Here is a 17,579-nt window from a genome sequence, read left to right as displayed (position 1 = left end):
GCGCATCGCGACGGGGCGACGCGGACACCCCGGGACTGCCGGAGGTACCACCGTGCTGGAACACGACCTGCTCGCCACGTCCTGGACGTGGGCGGGCGACGAGAGCGTTCGCGACCGGGTGCACGCCGTGGGCGCCGCCGGGTTCGCCGGCCTGTCGCTGTCCCTCGACGACCTGCACGAGGTCCGCGCGACGACGGGCTTCGCCGAACTGCGGCGCATGCTCGACGCCGCCGGCATCGTCTGGGTCCAGCTCGGACCGCTGGACCGTTGGTGGACGTGCACGAGCCGCACCCAGGACGAGGACGCCGACCGCGGTGTCGTGCTCGAGGCCGCGGCGACGCTGAGCGCCTGGCAGGTGGTGGCGCGCGCCGACACCTCGTTGCCCGGAGCCTCCCCCTCGACGATGGCCGACGACTGGTTCGCGCTCGCCGACCAGGCCGAGGCGGTCGGAGCGCAGCTCGTGCTCGAACCGGAACCGTGGTCGAACCTGCCCACGATCGAACGGGCCTCCCGTTTCGTCGCCGCTGCCGGACACCCGAACGGCGGCCTGCTCATCGACGCCATGCACGCGCTCCGCGGCGGTTCCACCCTCGCGTCGATCCGGCAGGGCGTGGCACCGGGGGTCCTCGCAGCCGTCGAGCTGAGCGACGGGCTGCTGCACACCCCGAGCGGGATGACCCTCGCCGAGGAGTCCCGGACGGCACGGTACCTGCCCGGTGCCGGAGCGTGGGATCTGCCCGGCTTCGTCCGGACCGTGCGCGAACTCGGGTTCGCCGAGCCGTGGGGCGTCGAGGTCCGGACGCCGGCGCACCGGGCGATGCCCGTCCGCGATGCGCTCCGGACGGCTGTCGCCGCCACCCGTGCGGTGCTCGACGCCGCCGATGCGTACGGCGCCCCGGCCGCTCCGGCGATGCCCTCGACGCCCGCGCCGACGTCCGCGGTGGACTTCGAGCCACCGCACACCGGCCGGCACGACCCGACGCACGGTGCCCGCCGTCGGGACGCCGACACAGGGACGCCCGCGTAGGTTGCTAGCATGACTGATCAGGCAGCACACGACGACGACCTGCTCCGCCGTTCCCAGGAGTCCATCGATGAGGCGAAGGCCGCCGCGGCCGAGGTGAGCGAACCGGAAGAGGACGAGCTCATCGAGGAGGACGCACCCGTCGCCGACCGCGCGGTGCCCGCCGACGGCCCTGCACCCGCGGCCTGACCCCGTACTGATCCGACAACAGGATCTCTCCGGACAGACGAGATCGCCGGGCGATTCTTCTTGCCGCTCGTGTGACGATCCGGCCACTCGGTCCGTCTCACCAGTGGACCCACCGGTGGCCTTGCGGCGAGCCCGGTGCGGGGCTTCGTGGCCGGTCTCCCTGAACCGGCTGGTCACGTGCCTCGGCGACGGTCCGTGCGCTTCCTGATCCAGCGTGCGGGCCGTCGGGTCTGTCGGACCCGTCGAGCGGTCGGGCGTTCAGGCCGCCCCGGTCAGTCGTCGTCCTCGTCGGCGAGGAAGTCCGCGTACCGGACCTCGGTCTCCGTGGTGCCGGTGCCCGGTTCGACGGACCGCTGCGACAGGTCGTCCCCCGTGATCGCGACGCGTTCTGCAGCCGTGTAGGGCGGCAGGTACTTGCTCGAGTTCATCCTCGGAGCCCCCTTCGTCCCGGCGAACGTAACAGCCGATGGCCGATCGTGGCCAGCGGTGCCGATACTGTCCCCCGCGCAGGCTCCGGACGGGGGACGGATGTTCGCCAGCGGCTGACCCCATGCGCACGCATGTGGCCTGAAGGCGAAGCGCGCGTCAGGTCTCCCGCACGACGTCGTCCGGGTCCTTGTCCACCCGCCACCCCCGCCAGGACGGCTGCCGGAGCCGTCCGTCGCCGGTCCACTCGGCGAACTCGACCTCGCCGACGCGCTTCGGCGTGACCCAGTGCGCATCCCGAGCGTCAGGTCGTGGGACGTCGACGAACGGCGGGGTCTTCCGTTCCAGCGGTGCGAGGACAGCGGCGATCTCGTCGAGGTCGCGGTCACGGAACCCGGTGCCGACCTTGCCGACGTACTCCAGCCCGTCGGGGCCGGGCACCCCGAGCAACAGCGACCCGATCCCGCCGGCGCGCCGCCCGCTGCCCGGCTTCCAGCCACCGACGACGACCTCCTGCGTGGCGTGGTGCTTGAGCTTCAGCCAGGCCTCGGACCGCCGGCCCTCGGCGTACTTCGACGACCGCTTCTTCGCGACGACGCCCTCGAGGCCCTGCTCGCGCGACGCAGCCAGCACCGCGTCGAGGTCGCCCTGCGCCGCCGGCGGCACGTCGATCGCACCGCCGGGTTCCACGACCGTCTCGAGTGCCTGCCGCCGGGCGTCGTAGCCGAGCCGCGTGAGCTCGTGCCCGTCCGCCTCGAGCACGTCGAACAGCAGGAACCGCACGGGCGTCGTCTCCTGCGCGCTCCGGACCTCGCGCGCCTTCGTCAGGCCCATGCGGTTCTGGAGCAGCTGGAACGAGGGTCGGCCACGATCGTCGACGGCCACGATCTCACCGTCGAACACGCCGTCCACGCCGGCCCGCTCGCCCAGTTCCTGCAGCTCGGGGTACTGGGCCGTCAGGTCGTTGTCGTTGCGGCTGCGCAGGGTCACCGACCCGTCGCGGACCGTCGCCAGCGCCCGCACCCCGTCCCACTTCATCTCGAAGGCCCAGTCCGTCGGGTCCAGCCGGGGCTCGCCCTTGGCCAGGGTCGCCTGCATCGTCCGACGTTCCGACGGCGGGGTCTCGGCGTCCGCGGCCCCGCTGATCCGTCGCTGCCCGGCGCGGTGTGCATCGCCGTGCCCGTCCGACGGCCGGTCCGCCCGTCGCGCCACCGCCGGCCCCGCAGAGCCGCCGGCGTCCGCCAGCCGTTCGGGTTGCTCCTTCGTGCGGTGGATGAGCCAGTTCTTCTCGTCCCCACCGCCACGGCCGCGGGTGTGCAACAGCGCGAGGCGGCGAGCGCCGCCCGCCCGGCCGTGCAGCGTGACGATGACCTCCTGCCCCTCGCGCCACTTCTCGAGCTCGTAGGTACCGTCGTCCCAGATGGTGACCGTGCCGCCGCCGTACTCGTCCTTCGGGATCGTGCCCTCGAACGACCCGTACTCGAGCGGGTGGTCCTCGGTCTGCACGGCCAGGTGGTTCTTGCCCGGGTCGGTGGGCTCGCCCTTCGGCAGGGCCCAGCTCACCAGCACCCCGTCGTGCTCGAGCCGGAAGTCGTAGTGGTCGCGGGTGGCGTGGTGCTCCTGGATGACGAAGGTCGGTGTGCCGTCCTTCCGCACGGTGGGTGCACCCTCGGGCACGGGCTCCGGAGTCTTCGAGGCGTCACGCTTCGCCCGGTAGGCGGCGAGGCGGTCCCGTGCGGGCTGCTCGGCGTCGTTCGCGCGCTCGGTCCGGTCGCTGTCCCAGTGACCGTGGTCGTCGCGCCCGACGGCCAGCGAGGCGGAGGCGACCGGGTGCAGGAAGTCCCCACGGGCCTCCAGGCGTTCGAGGACCTCGTCCAACGTGAGCTGCGCGAGCCCGCGTTCCTCGAGCTCCTTCCAGGTGCGGGGCGCTGCGACCGTCGGCCGCTCGCGGCCGCGCAGCGAGTACGGGGCGATGGTCGTCTTGTTGCCGTTGTTCTGCGACCAGTCGACGAAGACCTTGCCCTTCCGCTCGGCACGGCTCATCGACGACAGCACCAGGTCCGGCAGGTCCGTCTCGAGGGCCTTGGCCAGTTCGTGGGCGACGTCGGAGACCTGCGCCGTCGTCGCTTTACCGTCGAGGGCCGCGTACAGGTGGATGCCCTTGGAGCCGGAGGTCACCGGGTACGGGTCGAGTCCCATGCCGTGCAGGATCTCGCGCGCGGCCACGGCGACCTCGACGCACTCGGGCAGCCCCACACCCTCGCCCGGGTCGAGGTCGAGGACGAGCCGGTCCGGGTTCTGCTGCGCGCCGCGCGGGCCGAACCGCCACTGCGGGACGTGCAGTTCGAGCGCGGCCTGCTGCGCCATCCACACCAGAGTCGGCAGGTCGTCGACGATCGGGTACTCGTTGTCGTGCTCCGAGTGGTGGATGGTGTGGTGCCGCACCCAGTCGGGGGCCGAGTCGGGCAGGTTCTTCTCGAAGAAGACCTTGCCCTCGACACCGTTGGCCCAGCGCTTCCGGGTCACGGGGCGGTCCTTGACGTGCGGGATCATCCACGGCGCGACCCGCTCGTAGTACTCGATCACCCGACCCTTCGTGGTGCCGGTCTCGGGGTAGAGCACCTTGTCGGTGTTGGTGAGCGCGAGCCGCCGGTCCCCGACGAGGACGACGGTCTTGCGCGAGGCGGGACTCACAGCGCCACCCCGGTCGCTCCCGCCACCGTCAGGGTCGTGCCGGACGTGTACGACGACTCGGGCCCGGCCAGGTAGACGTAGGCGCTGCCGAGCTCGACGGGTTGGGCGGGACGGCCGAACGGGGTGTCCTGGCCGTACGCCGCGATCTCGTCGCCCGGGTAGCTGATCGGCTGCAGGGGCGTCCACACCGGCCCGGGCACCACCGTGTTGGCCCGGATGCCCTTGCTCGCGAGCTGCCGCGCGAGCCCGTTCGTGTAGGTGATGATCGCGGCCTTCGTCGCGGCGTAGTCGATCATGCGGTCCTGCGGCTGGTACGCGGACACCGAGCTGGTCGTGACGATCGAGCTCCCCGGCGCCATGTGCGGGACGGCAGCGCGGACGAGCCAGAACAGCGAGTACAGGTTGACCTTCATCGTGCGGTCGAAGTCCTCGGTGCTCTGCACGGTGATGTCCTCGTGCACCTGCTGGTGGCCCGCGACCAGCACGAGCGCGTCCAGGCCGCCGAGCTCGCTGACGGCGTCCTGCACCAGGACGTCGCAGAAGGCCTCGTCCGTCAGGTCGCCGGGCAGCAGCACCGCCTTGCGCCCGAGGTCACCGATGACGTCGCGGACCTGTTCGAGGTCCTCGCGTTCCTCGGGCAGGGCGTTCAGGGCGACGTCGGCGCCCTCCTTCGCCATCGCGATCGCCGCCGCACGTCCGATGCCGGAGTCCGCGCCGGTGACGAGCACCCGGTACCCGCGCATCCGCCCGGTGCCCAGGTAGCTCGTCTCGCCGTGGTCGGGGGCGGGGTCCATCGCACTCGCCAGCCCGGACCCCTGCTGGGTCTGCGCGGGGAACGGCGGACGGGGGAACTGGTCGCGCGGGTCCTGCTTGTCGAGCTGGCTCATGGGCCCATCGTGCTCGCGCCGGCCTCGCGGCGGTCCAGCGAACCGGACATCCGTGGAACGACCCCCCGGACGACGCACCTGTGGAGGAACCCCCGGCTCCGGGCACGCACGCGTGCGGGCGGGCATCATGTGCGCATGAGGTCGATCTGGAAGGGCTCCATCGCGTTCGGGCTCGTCAACGTGCCCGTCAAGGTCTACGCGGCCACCGAGACGCACGACGTGTCCCTGCACCAGGTCCACGACGAGGACAAGGGCCGCATCCGGTACAAGCGGGTGTGCGAGTTCGGCCACGAGGTCGAGTACGCCGACATCCAGCGCGCCTACGACGACGGCGACAAGACCGTGGTGCTCACGGCGGACGACTTCAAACAGCTCCCCGAGGAGCAGTCGCACGAGGTCGAGGTGCTCGAGTTCGTGCCCGTCGAGCAGGTCGACCCGATGATGTTCGAGAAGACCTACTACCTCGAGCCCGACTCGCGCTCGCCGAAGGCGTACGTGCTGTTGCGCGAGACCCTGGCGAAGACCGACCGCCTGGCGATCGTGCAGTTCACCCTGCGCCAGAAGACCCGGCTCGGGGTGCTCCGGGTGCACGACGAGGTCATCCTGCTGCAGGGGCTGCTCTGGGGCGACGAGGTCCGCGCGGCCGACTTCAAGACGCTCGACACGTCGGTGAAGGTCAGCGCCAACGAGCTGAAGATGTCGTCATCGCTCGTCGAGAGCATGTCCACCGACTTCGACCCCGATCGCTACACCGACTCCTACCAGGAGGAACTGCAGCAGCTGATCGACGCCAAGCTCGAGGCGGGCGACGACATCGACACCGAGAAGACCTTCGGCGCACAGGACGACGAGGACGACGACGACGAGGGCGGTGACGTGCTCGACCTGATGGCCGCCCTGCGTGCGTCCGTCGACAAGAAGCGGACGGGAGGCTCGGGGTCGCGTTCGTCGTCGACCTCACGGTCGTCGTCGGGTTCCGGCTCGGGCACGTCCGGCTCGGGCTCCTCCGGCTCCGGCAGGAAGGCGCCGGCGAAGAAGGCGCCGGCCAAGAAGGCCGCGGAGAGCACGGCCGAGAAGGCCCCCGCGAAGTCGGCGCCGAAGAAGGCCCCGGCCAAGAAGGCGCCGGCCAAGAAGCCCGCCGCCAAGAAGCAGGCGAGCTGACCGCTCCGGGGGTCGCCCCGTTCCTCGCCTCGGAGGACCCGTTCAGCCGGACGACGAACGCTCGTGCTCCTGGTCGACGTTCCGCTCGCTCCGGCGCAACCCGAACGGCAGGGCCGTCCACAGCGCCGCCGTCGCCACGAACACCGCGACCCCGCCGATCACACCGCCCGGACCACCGAGCACCACGTCGAAGACGAAGTAGACCGTTCCCGAGAAGAGCAGCGCACTCGCGATGAGTGCGGCGAGCAGGATGACGTTGCCGGCGCGGACCAGGTCGTGCTTCTGACGCTGCCGGAACACCAGCCGGTGCGTCGCCACGGCGGACAGCGCCACCACGGTGACGACGACCGCCAGGACGACCAGGACGAGGTAGACCGTCTCCTGCCGGTCGGACAGGTCCGTGAACCGCTGCTGGAACGGCAGCGTCAGCAGGAACCCGGCGAGGATCTGCGTCCCGGTCTGCACGATCCGGAGCTCCTGCTGGATGTCGGCCCAGTTCCGGTCCCACCGTTCCGTCGGCGTCTCGTGCCGGCCGCGTTCGGTCTCGCTCATACCGCGAACCTACCCAACGGGGCGTCGTCGACTGACGAGCTGCGACACGAGCCGGTAACACCGATCGGGGACACTGGTCGGATGACTCCACAAGAGCCTGGGAGCCTACAGTCGTCATCCGAGACCGCAGGCCCACCCGTCACCGTGTCCATCACCCGCCTGGTCGAACCGGACCGGATCCCCGAGGTCACCCGCTGGGTGCAGTCCGGGGTGAACCTGGCGAACCGCTACCCCGGCTTCCTCGGCTCCGGGTGGGTGCGTTCCCGGGCGCAGTCCCGCGAGTGGCACATGCTCTACCGGTTCGCCGACCACGACTCGCTGGCCACGTGGGAGAACTCCGACGACCGGCTGCGCTGGCTCGACCTGGGCCGTGACCTGGTGGTGGAGTCCCGCGTCGAGAAGCGCACCGGCATCGAGGGGTGGTTCGACGTCCCGCAGGACGCCCCGGCCTCGAGCGCTCCCCCACGGTGGAAGCAGTCCGTGAGCATCTGGCTCGGCTTCTTCCCGGTGAACCTCGCGTTCACGTACCTGATGGCCTGGCTCGTCCCCGCGTTCGCGCACGTCGCGATCCTGCCCCGGGTGCTCATCACGACCGTCGTGCTCACGCCGATCATGACGTTCTGGGTGCTGCCGTTCGTGACGAAGCTGATCCGTCCGTGGCTGCTCGCACCGCCGAGGCAGCGCGGCTAGATCGACGGGCCGCTACGGGGTCCCGAGGACCGACAGCTGGTCGAGCCGCTCGAGGATGACCCCCTCGCGCAGTGCCCACGGGCAGATCTCGAGGCCCGGCAGGTCGAAGATGTCCAGGCACGCCTCGGCGACGAGCGCCCCGGGCACCACCTGGTGTGCGCGGCTCGCCGAGACGCCCGGCAGCGCAGCGAGTTCGTCGACCGACATCGTGAGCAGCTCCGGCAGGCGCTGCCGCAGCACTGCGCCGTCGAGGGCACGGGGCACGAGCGGTCCGGCGGCGGACGGCGCGGCTCCGCAGATCCGGGCGATCGACCGGAACGTCTTCGAGGTCGCCACGGCCCGGTCCGGGCGGCCCGAGCGGAGCAGCCGTCCGGCGTCCCGGGCGATCTCGACGCGGATCTCGTGTCGGATGCGGCGGACGTCGTCCTCGGTCGGGGTGCCGGCGGCGAAGTAGGAGCGCGCCAGGCGTGCGGCGCCGATCGGCATCGACCACGCGACGTCCGGTGCCTCGTCGGCACCACCGGCGATCTCGAGCGAGCCACCGCCGATGTCGAAGACCGCCAGGCGCCCGGCGGACCAGCCGAACCAGCGGCGCACGGCCAGGAAGGTCAGTCGTGCCTCGTCCGAGCCGGACAGGACGGCCAGCTCGACCCCGGTGGACGACTCGACGTGGGCGAGCACGGCCTCGGAGTTGCCGGCGTCGCGCACCGCCGAGGTGGCGAACGCGAGCATGTCCTCGCAGCCGCGCTCCTCGGCGACGCGGACGGCGTCGGCGACGAACGTGGTCAGTGCGTCGATCCCCTGCTGGGTCACCGCGCCCGAGGCGTCCAGGTGCTCGGCCAGCCGCAGCGGCTGCTTGAACGAGGACGCCGGCAGCGGCGCGGCGCCGCCGTGGGCGTCCACCACGAGCAGGTGGCCGGTGTTGGACCCGATGTCGAGGACTCCGACGCGCATGGGCACAACGCTAGTGGGCCGCGCAGTCAACACACGGCCGGGAGGCAGGGGTCACGCCCGCAGGAACGCCTCCAGCTCGGCGGTGGTCGGGTACGAGGCCTGAGCGCCCGGCTTGGTCGCGGCGTACGCCCCGACCCCCACCGCGAACCGAGCGGCGTCGACGAGGGTGTCCCCCGCGGCCAGACGCAGCGCCACCGCACCCATGAAGGCGTCGCCGCAACCCGTGGTGTCCACCGGTTCGACCCGCACGGCGTCGATCGACACCGGCTCGGCATCCCTGTCGTGCACGACGCAGCCGGCACCGCCGCGGGTGACGATCGACCGTGCGACGCCGTGGTCTCCGAGCGCCGCGGCCTCGTGCTCGTTCACCAGCAGCACGTCGGTCAGCTCGAGGAGCTCGGCCGGCACGGCGCCGAACGGTGACAGGTTCGTGAGCACCGTGACCCCGGCGGCGTGCGCGGCACGGGCGGCGGCGAGGACGACGTCGATCGAGACCTCGAGGCAGAGCCCCAGCACCGCGGCGCCGGCGAAGACGTCGGCCGGCACGTCGTCCGGCGTCAGCGTGCCGTTCGCCCCGGCGGAGATCACGATGGTGTTCTCGCCTGCGGCGTCGACCGTGATGACGGCGGTGCCGGTCGCGACGCCCTCCCGGATCGCGACGTGCGTCGTGTCGACCCCCGCAGCCGCGACGGAGTCGCGGAGCAGCGCACCGTTCCCGTCGTCGCCGACCGCACCGATCATGCGCACCGTGCCCCCGAGCCTCCCGGCAGCCACCGCCTGGTTGGCGGACTTGCCGCCGGGCAGGATCGCGAGGTCGGAGCCCTGCAGGGTCTCACCGGGCTGGGGGAAGCGCTCGGTGCGGACCACCAGGTCCGCGTTGAGCGACCCGACGACGACGATGCTCTCGGTCAACGGACGGTCTCCTTCTGCGGGGCGACGGACGTGGTCTCGGCGCCTTCCGGACGGGGGATGAGGAACGAGATCGCGAGCGCGACGGTCGTGATCGCGGCCCCGAGCAGCATGCCACCGGAGTACCCGGCGGTGCCCGCGGAACCGCCGACGCCGAGTGCGATCTGCAGCGCGGGCAGGACGGCGAAGCTGACCCCGGCGCCGAGGTTGAAGGCACCGGCGTTCAGGCCGGGCAGGAACCCGGGGTTCGACTCCGGCGACAGCACGATGCCCAGGCCGTTCAGGATGATGTTCGCGATGCCGGCGTAGGTGATGCCGATCAGCACGGTCGCGGTGACCAGCACGGGCAGCGAGTGCACGCCGACGAGCGCCATCAGGACGGTCGAGACGATGCTGCCGATCAGGCCGACGCGCAGGACGGCGCGGTACCCGATGGTCGGGGCGAGTCGGCCGGCGAAGGGTCCGACGATCCAGCCGACCAGCGCGTACGGGGTGAGGAACACGAGCGACGCCAGGTCGGGCTCCATCCCGAAGCCCGCGTCACCGTTCTGCGCGAGCGAGGTGACCAGGCCGTTGACGACCGCGAAGACGCCCGTCATGGTGAGGAACGTCGTCGCCAGGAGTGCCCAGGTCGCACGGCGCTTCAGGAACCGGGTCTCGACCAGGGGTTCCCGCACCCGCGACTCGACGGCCCAGAACACGGCGAAGGCGACGAGCGCGACGACGACGCCACCGACCACGAGCACGGGGTTCGCGGCGCCGAGCTTGCCGGCCTCGTTGAACGCCGTGAGCAGCGCACCGACGCTCACCACGAGGGGGACGACACCGATCCAGTCCATCCGGGTACCGGCGGAGGGCTTCGACTCGACCCCCCAGACGGCGACCAGGAGCAGGGCGAGGACGGTGACGACGGCGATGACCCAGAAGATCCCGCGGAACCCGAAGTTCGTCGCGATCCACCCGCCGGCCAGGGCGTCGACGCCCGCGATGCCGCCGTTCACCGCGGTGAGCAGGCCGAGGGCGGCGCCGTAGCGCTTCGGGTCGCTGATCTCGTTGCGCAGGACGAGCAGGCAGATCGGGACGACCGGACCGGTGACGCCCTGGATGATGCGACCGGCGAACAGCATCGGCACGTTCACCGCGAGCGCGGCGACGATGCTGCCGACGAGCATCACGGCGAGCATGCCGATCAGCACGCGCTTGCGGCCCACGATGTCGGACAGCCGCGGCAGGAACAGCGAGAACAGCGCCGCGAGGGTGAAGTACAGGGTCTGCGACAGGCCGATGGTGGCGTCGTCGGTGTTGAGCTCCCGCGCCATCGTGACGAGGGCGGGGCTGAGCATGCTCGCGTTCAGCTGGAACGCGATGCACGCGGCGAGGAGCGCGGCGGTGAGGGCGCCGATCGACTTCTTCGTCGAGGTGGTGGTCATGGGGGTTCAGCGCTCCGGGGTCGTGGTGATGCCGGCTTCGACGGCGTCGGCGGCGGCACGTGGGGTCCAGCCGGTGTCGGCCGTCTCGCCGATGCGCTCGAGGGCGTCGACGACGAGGTCCCAGAACCGGCCGTGGTCGAGCTCCATCGCGGCGCTCGTGCGGCAGTCCTCGGGTGCGGGGGCGCGGAAGTCGGCGACGGTCATGCCCAGGGTCAGCGCGCCCTGCGTCTCGACGTGGATCGGGACCTTCACGGCGCGGACGATCGTGGGGTCGATGACGTACGCGACGGCGCAGGGGTCGTGGACCGGCGGGGCGTCGAAGCCCTGGGCGTCCTTGTAGGTCTGGCCGAAGAAGTCGAGCAGCTCGCCGACGAACGCGGCGGGGGCGGTGCCGACGCCGGCGATGCGCGCGGCGACCTCGGGGGTGGCGAGGGCCTGGTGCGTCAGGTCGAGGCCGACCATCACGACGTCCCAGCCGGCCTCGAACACGATGGCCGCGGCCTCGGGGTCGATGACGATGTTGAACTCGGCGACCGGGCTCCAGTTGCCGACGTGCACGCCGCCGCCCATGAGCACGACCTGCTTGACGCGCTCGACGATGCGGGGCTCCTTGCGGGCGGCGAGGGCGATGTTCGTCAGGCCGCCGGTCGGCACGAGGGTGACCGTGCCGGGCTCGTGGGCCATCACGGTGTCGATGATCAGGTCGACGGCGTGGCGCTCGTCGAGGTCGAACGACGGCTCGGGGAGCATCGGGCCGTCCAGGCCGCTCTCGCCGTGGATGTCCGGTGCGACCTCGATCTGGCGCAGCAGCGGGCGGGCGGCTCCGGCGGCGAACGGCACCCCGGTGATGCCGGCGATGCGGGCGACGGCCAGGGCGTTGCGGGTGACCTTCGGCAGGGTCTGGTTGCCGACGACGGTGGTCACGGCGAGCAGCTCGATGGCCGGGCTGCCGTGGGCGAGCAGGAGCGCCACGGCGTCGTCGTGGCCGGGGTCGCAGTCGAGGATGATCTTCGCGGCGGGCTGGGTCGCATCGGGCACGCTGGGCGCTCCACTTCTTCGGGGAATCGAGGTGAGTGCTCGACGTGGTGGGGATCCACGGGCCGGCAGAGCGCTGGCGTCGTGGCGCGTCAAGCGTTTGACATCGAAACACGTCAAACGCTTGACGTCAAGTTCGACCACCACGCTCGCTAGCATCGACGAGTGCCCTCCCCCGCCGCCCCGAGCCGTCGTGTGACCGCTGCGATGGTGGCCGAGCGTGCGGGCACGAGCATCGCCACGGTCTCCCTCGTCGTGAACGGCAAGGACCGCGGGCGGGTCTCCGCCCCCATCGCCGCGCGGGTCCGCGACGCCGTGGACGACCTCGGCTACGTCGTCGACCACGCCGCCAGTTCACTCGCGCGCGGCAGCGGCGACCTCGTCGTGTTCATCGCCCCCGACCTGTCGAACCCGTTCTTCGCCGAGGTCATCCGTGGCGTCCGCGACACCCTGGGCGACCGGTTCCAGCTCGTGCTCTCCGTCACCGAGCGGGGTGCACAGCCCGTCGCGGCCGACGTCCGGCGGTTCGAACGGCTCCGGCCGGCCGGCATCCTGGTCGACGCCCCGGCGGCCGACGAGCCGATGTCGGCGAGCGTCCCCGTGGTGCTGCTCGACGCCCCCGGTGGGCCCGAGGCAGTCAACTACGACCTCTCCACGGGCGTGCACGACCTCGTCGCCCACCTGCACGACCAGGGACACCGGCACGTGGGCTACCTCGACGGCACCTCACGGGCGGCGACGTTCGGCGTGCGCCGTGGACTGTTCGAGCAGGCCTGTGCGGACGCCGGCATCACGGTCTCCGAGGTCACCGCCCGCGCCGACCTGACCGTGGAGGCCGCGGCCTCGGCCACCGAGCACGTCATCGAGGCTTGGCAGGACGACGACGTCACCGCCGTCGTCGCGGCCGCGGACACCCTGGCCTACGGAGTCCTGCGGGTCGCCGGCGCGCTCGGCATCGCCGTGCCCGGCGCACTCGCGGTCGCGGGCTTCGACGACCTGCCGTCGTCGTCGGTCACCGCGCCGGCCCTGACGAGCGTGGCGCTGCCCGGTGCCGACCTCGGTCGCGCTGCGGCACTGCGACTCCTCGCGACGCTCGACGGCACGGCCGCCGAGCCCGCGGCCCTGCCGACGCGGCTCGTGCCGCGCGCGAGCACCGGCGCGTAGCGCCCCGTGCCGACGCGGCGTTTCGCGTCAGGCGACACTCCACGGGGTCCCGACGGCGAAAGGTGTCGCTGGGCCCGAAGTGACGGCGCGCGGTGGCCGCAACCAGACGACGGACGGGAGGCCCGGTGCCAGCTGGCACCGGGCCTCCCGTCCGTCGGTCGGTGGCGTCTACCGGTCGGAGTCCCGCCCCGGTGCGGAACCTTCCGGTGCCGCCGCGTGCTCCGCACGGGCCGCACGCTGCGCACGCTCGAGCTCGTCGGCCTCGTCGCCGCCGACGGCCTCGCCACGGGCGACCATGCCGGCCGTGTCGGACAGCGTGATCTGCGGCAGGAACAGTGCGAGCAGGAACGCCACCGCGATGAAGGGCAGCAGGTACCAGAACACCGGTGCCAGGGAGTCGGCGTAGGCGTTCACGATGCCGTTCTGCACCGCCTCGGGCAGCTTCGCAACCGTCGCGGGGTCGATGCTCCCCGCCGACGACGCCGCATCGGTCGCCGACCCGCCTGCACCGCGGAACACGTCGGTCAGCGACGTCGTGAGCCGCGCGGTGAAGAGCGCACCGAAGACGGCGGTCCCGAGCGAGGCACCGACCTCGCGGAAGTAGTTGTTCGTCGAGGTGGCGGTACCGACCTGCTCGGCGGGCACGGCGTTCTGCGCGACGAGGACGACCACCTGCATGATCAGGCCGAGCCCCGCACCGAAGACGAACAGGTACGCGCAGATCAGCCAGATCGGGGTGTCCGCCGCCAGCTGGGTCATCGCGAGCATCGCGATGGCCACCAGGACCGTGCCGACGATCGGGAACATCCGGTAGCGCCCGGTCTTGGTGATCAGGACACCCGAGGCGATCGAGGTGCCGATCAGGCCGGCCATCATCGGCAGCATCAGCAGGCCGGAGACCGCGGCCGAGGTGCCAGAGGCCATCTGCAGGAAGGTCGGGACGAAGCCGATCGCGGCGAACATGCCGATGCCGAGCACGAGGCCGATACCGGTCGCCAGCAGGAAGGTGCGGTTGCGGAAGAACGACAGCGGGAGCACCGGGTCCTGCGCACGGGACTCGACGAACACCAGGAGCGCTGCCGAGACGACGAGACCGGCGAACCAGGCCCAGGTCTCGGGGGCGTCCCAGCCGTGGTCCTTGCTGCCGCCGAACTCCGAGAAGAACACCAGGCACGTGGTCGCGGCGGACATGAACAGCACGCCGAGGACGTCGATGCGCTTCGTCGCCTTCTTGTTCGGCAGGGTCAGCGCGAACCACGCCACGAAGAACGCCGCGATGCCGACCGGGATGTTGATGTAGAACGCCCAGTTCCAGGTGAGGTGGTCCACGAAGAAGCCACCGAGCAGCGGGCCACCGATGGCGGACAGGCCGAAGATCGCACCGAGCGGGCCGAGGTACTTGCCGCGCTGCGAGGCCGGGACGATGTCCGCGATGATCGCCTGCGACAGGATCATCAGACCGCCGCCGCCGAGCCCCTGCATGGCGCGGAACACCACGAGCTGCGTGAAGTCCGTGGCGAACGCACACCCGGCCGACGCGATGGTGAACAGCGCGATCGCGATGAGGAACAGGTTGCGGCGGCCGAGGACGTCGCCGAACTTGCCGTAGACGGGCATCACGATGGTGGAGGCGAGCAGGTACCCGGTCGTCAGCCAGGCCTGGTGCGCGACGCCGCCGAGCTCGCCGACGATGGTCGGCATCGCGGTGGAGACGATGGTCTGGTCGAGGCTGGAGAGCAGCATCCCCGCGATCAGGGCGGAGAAGATGATCCAGATGCGACGCTGCGTCAGGAGCAGCGGGCCGTCGGAGCCTGGGCGGGCACGCTTGGTGGTGCCCGGCGCGGTGGCGCTCATGTGGTGTGTTCCCGTTCGGTCGTGGTGACCGCCCTGAGCAGGCGGAGGTTCTCGGTGAGCAGCGCGTCGAACGTCGGCCCCGTGGCCTCGTCGAAGGCGTCGTCGAAGTACTCGGTCGCGGTGGCCTTCATCAAGGCGGCCGCGGCCTCGGTGACCAGGCGCGGTCGGCGGTCGGCGGGGTCGTCCCACCCGAACCGTCGCCGCAGGGCCACGGTGATCCGGGCGAGCTGCACGTCGGTCGCCGACAGGAACCGTGCGACGAGTGCCGGCTCTCGCTCGAACACCCGGCGGACCAGGGCCTCGTCGGCGCGGGCGATGCCGACCCGGTGGAACTGGTCGATCGCCAGCGCGACGATCGACCCGAGGGGATCGAGCTCGCCGGGGACGACCCCGCCCGCGGCGTAGGCGTCGATCGCCTCGACGTCGGCGTTGAGCTCGATGCCGAGCACGGCGTCGTCCTTCGACCCGAAGTGGTTGAAGAACGTGCGGCGCGACACCCCGACGGTCTCGCAGAGCTGCTCGATGGTGAAGCCGTGCAGCCCGTGTTCGACCGTCGCCCGACGTGCCTCGACGATCATGCGTCGGCGCAGCGCGCGGGTGCGTTCGGTGGTGCTCACCGAGCAAGAATTGCACTCTCCTGCTGAAAGTGCAATACGGGATGGGGCCGGGCTACAGGGCCTTCTCGAAGCAGAACGACCACGGCATGGTCGCGACGTAGGGTTCGTAGACCGCGATCTGGTCCCACCCGGTCTTGCGGTAGAGCGCGACGGCGTCGGGCTGCTTGTCGCCGGTCTGCAGGATGAGCCGCGGGGCGCCGAGTTCGCGGCCGACGCGCTCGCACTCGTCGAGCAGCGCGGTGGCCGCACCCTTGCCGCGCGCCGAGGCGAGCACGATGAGCCGCTTCAGCTCGACCTCGTCACCCAGACGCCGGACGGCGATGTGCCCGACCGGCTCACCGGACTCGTCGACGGCCAGGATCGACGTGACGACGGTCGACGGGTCGACGCTCAGCGCACGGCCCCGCTCGGCGGTGACCGCCGGGTCCTCGCCGGCGTTCGCCGACCCGTAGCGCTCGTGCATCTCGTCGTCCATGCGGGCGCGGAGCACCACGCTGCGGGGGTCGTCCCAGGACACGCGTTCGATCGTGATCACGAACGTCGATCCTGGCACGGGCGACCGACGACGCGGAAACCGACGGCGCCCGTCAGGCGCGCTGGCCGAGGGCCGCGATCGGGCCCTCGCCGGCGCGGAACGCGGCGAGCACTGCGGCCGCGTCGTCGTACACCTCGGCCGCCCCGGCACCGCGGAGCTCGTCACCGCCGATGCCGCCGGTCATCACACCGACGCACCGGACCCCCACCTTGCCGGCGGACTCGACGTCCCACATGGCGTCCCCGACCATCACGGCGTCGTCGGCGGAGACCCCGGCCTTGCCGAGCGCGACCCGGATGATGCCGGGGTCCGGCTTCGCCTGCTCGACGTCCTCGGAGCTGGTCTCGGCGGTGACCCACTCACCCGCGTCGAGCAGTTCGCGCAGGCGGGCGAGTTCGTGCTCGGGCGCACTGGTCGCCAGGACCACGGCGTGCCCCGCTTCGGCGACGGCCTGCAGGAGCTCGCGCGCACCCGGCAGCAGCCGGAGCCGCGGCGTCTGCTCGGCGTAGTAGGCGGTGTGGAACTGCTTCGCGGTGTCGCGGGTCTCCTGGGACGCGTCCGGCAGCAGCGTCTCGAGCAGCTTCGCCGAGTCCATCCCGATCGCGCGGTGGATCCGCCAGGCGTCGACGGACTCCCCCGCCGCCAGGAACGCCCGCCACCACGCGTCGATGTGCGCGTAGTTCGAGTCGGCGAGGGTGCCGTCGATGTCGAAGAGGACTGCTGTCGTGGGTGCGTCGGCCATCCCACCATGCTGCTCGGGAGGCCCGGATCGGCTCCCAGGGGCGGCCCGCGTCCGTCAGACGGTGATCGTCTCCCCCGCCGGCAGGATCAGGACGGGTACCGGCCCGAGACCGTCCGGTCCGAGGAAGCGCGCGGCGGACTGCTGGCCGAGTTCGCTCAACATCGCCTCGTGGATCTGCACGGCCCGCTCCGGCGCCACGGCTCGCACGTAGTCGACGGCCTGGGCGGTGTTCGTCCACGGCCCGCTCGTCGGCAGGAGCAGGGTCGGCACCGGGACACCGGGCTCGAGGTACGCGTCGCCCGGGTGGAACACCGCGTCGTCCACCAGGTAGCCGACGTTCGCGGTGGACGGGATGTCGGGGTGGATGACCGCGTGCTGCTCGCCGAAGACCCGGACGGAGAACGGTCCGACGGTGATCGTGTCGCCGTCGCGCACCGCTGCGACCCGGCCGTGGTGTTCACCGAGCTGCTCGACGACGGTCTCCGGACCGCGGACGACGAGGTCCGGGTTCCCGGCGAGCCCCGCACGCAGGGCGTCGATGTCGAAGTGGTCGGGGTGGTCGTGCGTGACGAGGACGCCCGCGGCCCCGCGGACGAGGTCGACGGCCTCGGGCGTGAACACCCCGGGGTCGATGACGAGGGTGACGCCGTCCTGCTCGAGGACGACGGTGGCGTGGTTGTACTTCGTCAACTCCATGCGCACAACTGTACAGCGGT

General features: G+C 71.7%; 18 protein-coding genes. 5 read left to right on the top strand and 13 right to left on the bottom strand.

Features of this window, described 5'->3' with window-relative positions:
• Positions 1 to 52 precede the first annotated feature (52 nt).
• The gene (locus DEI85_RS01550; RefSeq protein WP_181419935.1) at positions 53 to 1,027 is read left to right on the top strand and encodes a sugar phosphate isomerase/epimerase family protein; all 975 of its coding nucleotides are present in this window, start codon (positions 53 to 55) and stop codon (positions 1,025 to 1,027) included.
• Positions 1,028 to 1,036: 9 nt separating this feature from the next.
• Entirely contained in the window at positions 1,037 to 1,213 is a 177-nt protein-coding gene (locus DEI85_RS01545) for a hypothetical protein (protein WP_181419934.1), read from the top strand.
• Between the two features lie 272 nt (positions 1,214 to 1,485).
• Here the strand turns inward: DEI85_RS01545 and DEI85_RS01540 are convergent, their stop codons facing one another.
• The 3 genes from DEI85_RS01540 to DEI85_RS01530 form a co-directional block, all read right to left on the bottom strand.
• Complete coding sequence (locus DEI85_RS01540; RefSeq protein WP_155896954.1) at positions 1,486 to 1,641, bottom strand: hypothetical protein; 156 nt, start codon at positions 1,639 to 1,641, stop codon at positions 1,486 to 1,488.
• Positions 1,642 to 1,798: 157 nt separating this feature from the next.
• Positions 1,799 to 4,333, bottom strand: a complete 2,535-nt coding sequence (locus tag DEI85_RS01535; protein WP_111123775.1) for an ATP-dependent DNA ligase — start codon at positions 4,331 to 4,333, stop codon at positions 1,799 to 1,801.
• Entirely contained in the window at positions 4,330 to 5,220 is an 891-nt protein-coding gene (locus DEI85_RS01530; RefSeq protein ID WP_071245906.1) for an SDR family oxidoreductase, read from the bottom strand. Before DEI85_RS01530 ends, DEI85_RS01535 begins: the two co-directional genes overlap by 4 nt.
• A 135-nt stretch (positions 5,221 to 5,355) precedes the next feature.
• Here DEI85_RS01530 and ku point away from each other — a divergent pair, with 135 nt between their 5' ends.
• On the top strand, positions 5,356 to 6,381 hold the full coding sequence (gene ku, locus DEI85_RS01525) for a non-homologous end joining protein Ku (protein ID WP_110858635.1): 1,026 nt from the start codon (positions 5,356 to 5,358) through the stop codon (positions 6,379 to 6,381).
• A gap of 42 nt (positions 6,382 to 6,423) precedes the next feature.
• On the opposite strand, the gene DEI85_RS01520 is transcribed toward ku, so the two are convergent.
• Complete coding sequence (locus DEI85_RS01520; RefSeq protein WP_111090134.1) at positions 6,424 to 6,933, bottom strand: DUF6328 family protein; 510 nt, start codon at positions 6,931 to 6,933, stop codon at positions 6,424 to 6,426.
• An 81-nt stretch (positions 6,934 to 7,014) separates the two neighbouring features.
• Between DEI85_RS01520 and DEI85_RS01515 the strand changes: the two genes are divergently transcribed.
• Complete coding sequence (locus tag DEI85_RS01515; RefSeq protein ID WP_111123776.1) at positions 7,015 to 7,623, top strand: antibiotic biosynthesis monooxygenase; 609 nt, start codon at positions 7,015 to 7,017, stop codon at positions 7,621 to 7,623.
• Between the two features lie 12 nt (positions 7,624 to 7,635).
• On the opposite strand, the gene DEI85_RS01510 is transcribed toward DEI85_RS01515, so the two are convergent.
• Genes DEI85_RS01510 through uriH form a run of 4 tightly spaced genes read right to left on the bottom strand, consistent with a single transcriptional unit; the run spans position 7,636 to position 11,954 of the window.
• The gene (locus DEI85_RS01510; protein WP_110858632.1) at positions 7,636 to 8,577 is read right to left on the bottom strand and encodes a Ppx/GppA family phosphatase; all 942 of its coding nucleotides are present in this window, start codon (positions 8,575 to 8,577) and stop codon (positions 7,636 to 7,638) included.
• Positions 8,578 to 8,628: 51 nt separating this feature from the next.
• Positions 8,629 to 9,489 carry a ribokinase gene (locus DEI85_RS01505; protein WP_111123777.1) on the bottom strand — a complete coding sequence of 287 codons (861 nt, stop codon included), beginning with the start codon at positions 9,487 to 9,489 and terminating at the stop codon, positions 8,629 to 8,631.
• Positions 9,486 to 10,916, bottom strand: coding sequence for a uridine transporter UriT (gene uriT / locus DEI85_RS01500; RefSeq protein ID WP_111123778.1), 1,431 nt, complete (start codon positions 10,914 to 10,916; stop codon positions 9,486 to 9,488). Before uriT ends, DEI85_RS01505 begins: the two co-directional genes overlap by 4 nt.
• A 6-nt stretch (positions 10,917 to 10,922) precedes the next feature.
• Positions 10,923 to 11,954, bottom strand: a complete 1,032-nt coding sequence (uriH, locus tag DEI85_RS01495; RefSeq protein ID WP_111090130.1) for a uridine-preferring nucleoside hydrolase UriH — start codon at positions 11,952 to 11,954, stop codon at positions 10,923 to 10,925.
• Between the two features lie 162 nt (positions 11,955 to 12,116).
• Between uriH and DEI85_RS01490 the strand changes: the two genes are divergently transcribed.
• Positions 12,117 to 13,115, top strand: coding sequence for a LacI family DNA-binding transcriptional regulator (locus DEI85_RS01490; RefSeq protein ID WP_258369759.1), 999 nt, complete (start codon positions 12,117 to 12,119; stop codon positions 13,113 to 13,115).
• A gap of 168 nt (positions 13,116 to 13,283) precedes the next feature.
• Here DEI85_RS01490 and DEI85_RS01485 read toward each other — a convergent pair whose 3' ends face one another.
• Genes DEI85_RS01485 through DEI85_RS01465 form a run of 5 tightly spaced genes read right to left on the bottom strand, consistent with a single transcriptional unit; the run spans position 13,284 to position 17,559 of the window.
• Entirely contained in the window at positions 13,284 to 14,969 is a 1,686-nt protein-coding gene (locus DEI85_RS01485) for an MDR family MFS transporter (protein WP_111123779.1), read from the bottom strand.
• Complete coding sequence (locus DEI85_RS01480) at positions 14,966 to 15,586, bottom strand: TetR/AcrR family transcriptional regulator (protein ID WP_258369758.1); 621 nt, start codon at positions 15,584 to 15,586, stop codon at positions 14,966 to 14,968. Before DEI85_RS01480 ends, DEI85_RS01485 begins: the two co-directional genes overlap by 4 nt.
• A 52-nt stretch (positions 15,587 to 15,638) precedes the next feature.
• Positions 15,639 to 16,121 carry a GNAT family N-acetyltransferase gene (locus tag DEI85_RS01475; RefSeq protein WP_110858627.1) on the bottom strand — a complete coding sequence of 161 codons (483 nt, stop codon included), beginning with the start codon at positions 16,119 to 16,121 and terminating at the stop codon, positions 15,639 to 15,641.
• Between the two features lie 52 nt (positions 16,122 to 16,173).
• Complete coding sequence (locus DEI85_RS01470) at positions 16,174 to 16,863, bottom strand: HAD family hydrolase (RefSeq protein WP_110858626.1); 690 nt, start codon at positions 16,861 to 16,863, stop codon at positions 16,174 to 16,176.
• A gap of 54 nt (positions 16,864 to 16,917) precedes the next feature.
• The gene (locus DEI85_RS01465) at positions 16,918 to 17,559 is read right to left on the bottom strand and encodes an MBL fold metallo-hydrolase (RefSeq protein WP_110858625.1); all 642 of its coding nucleotides are present in this window, start codon (positions 17,557 to 17,559) and stop codon (positions 16,918 to 16,920) included.
• Positions 17,560 to 17,579: the final 20 nt, after the last annotated feature.

This window comes from Curtobacterium sp. MCBD17_026 (assembly GCF_003234895.2).
GTDB classification, from domain to species: domain Bacteria; phylum Actinomycetota; class Actinomycetes; order Actinomycetales; family Microbacteriaceae; genus Curtobacterium; species Curtobacterium flaccumfaciens.
The sequence above is the reverse complement of the archived record's forward strand: the minus strand, read 5'-3'. Positions and strand labels throughout refer to the sequence as shown.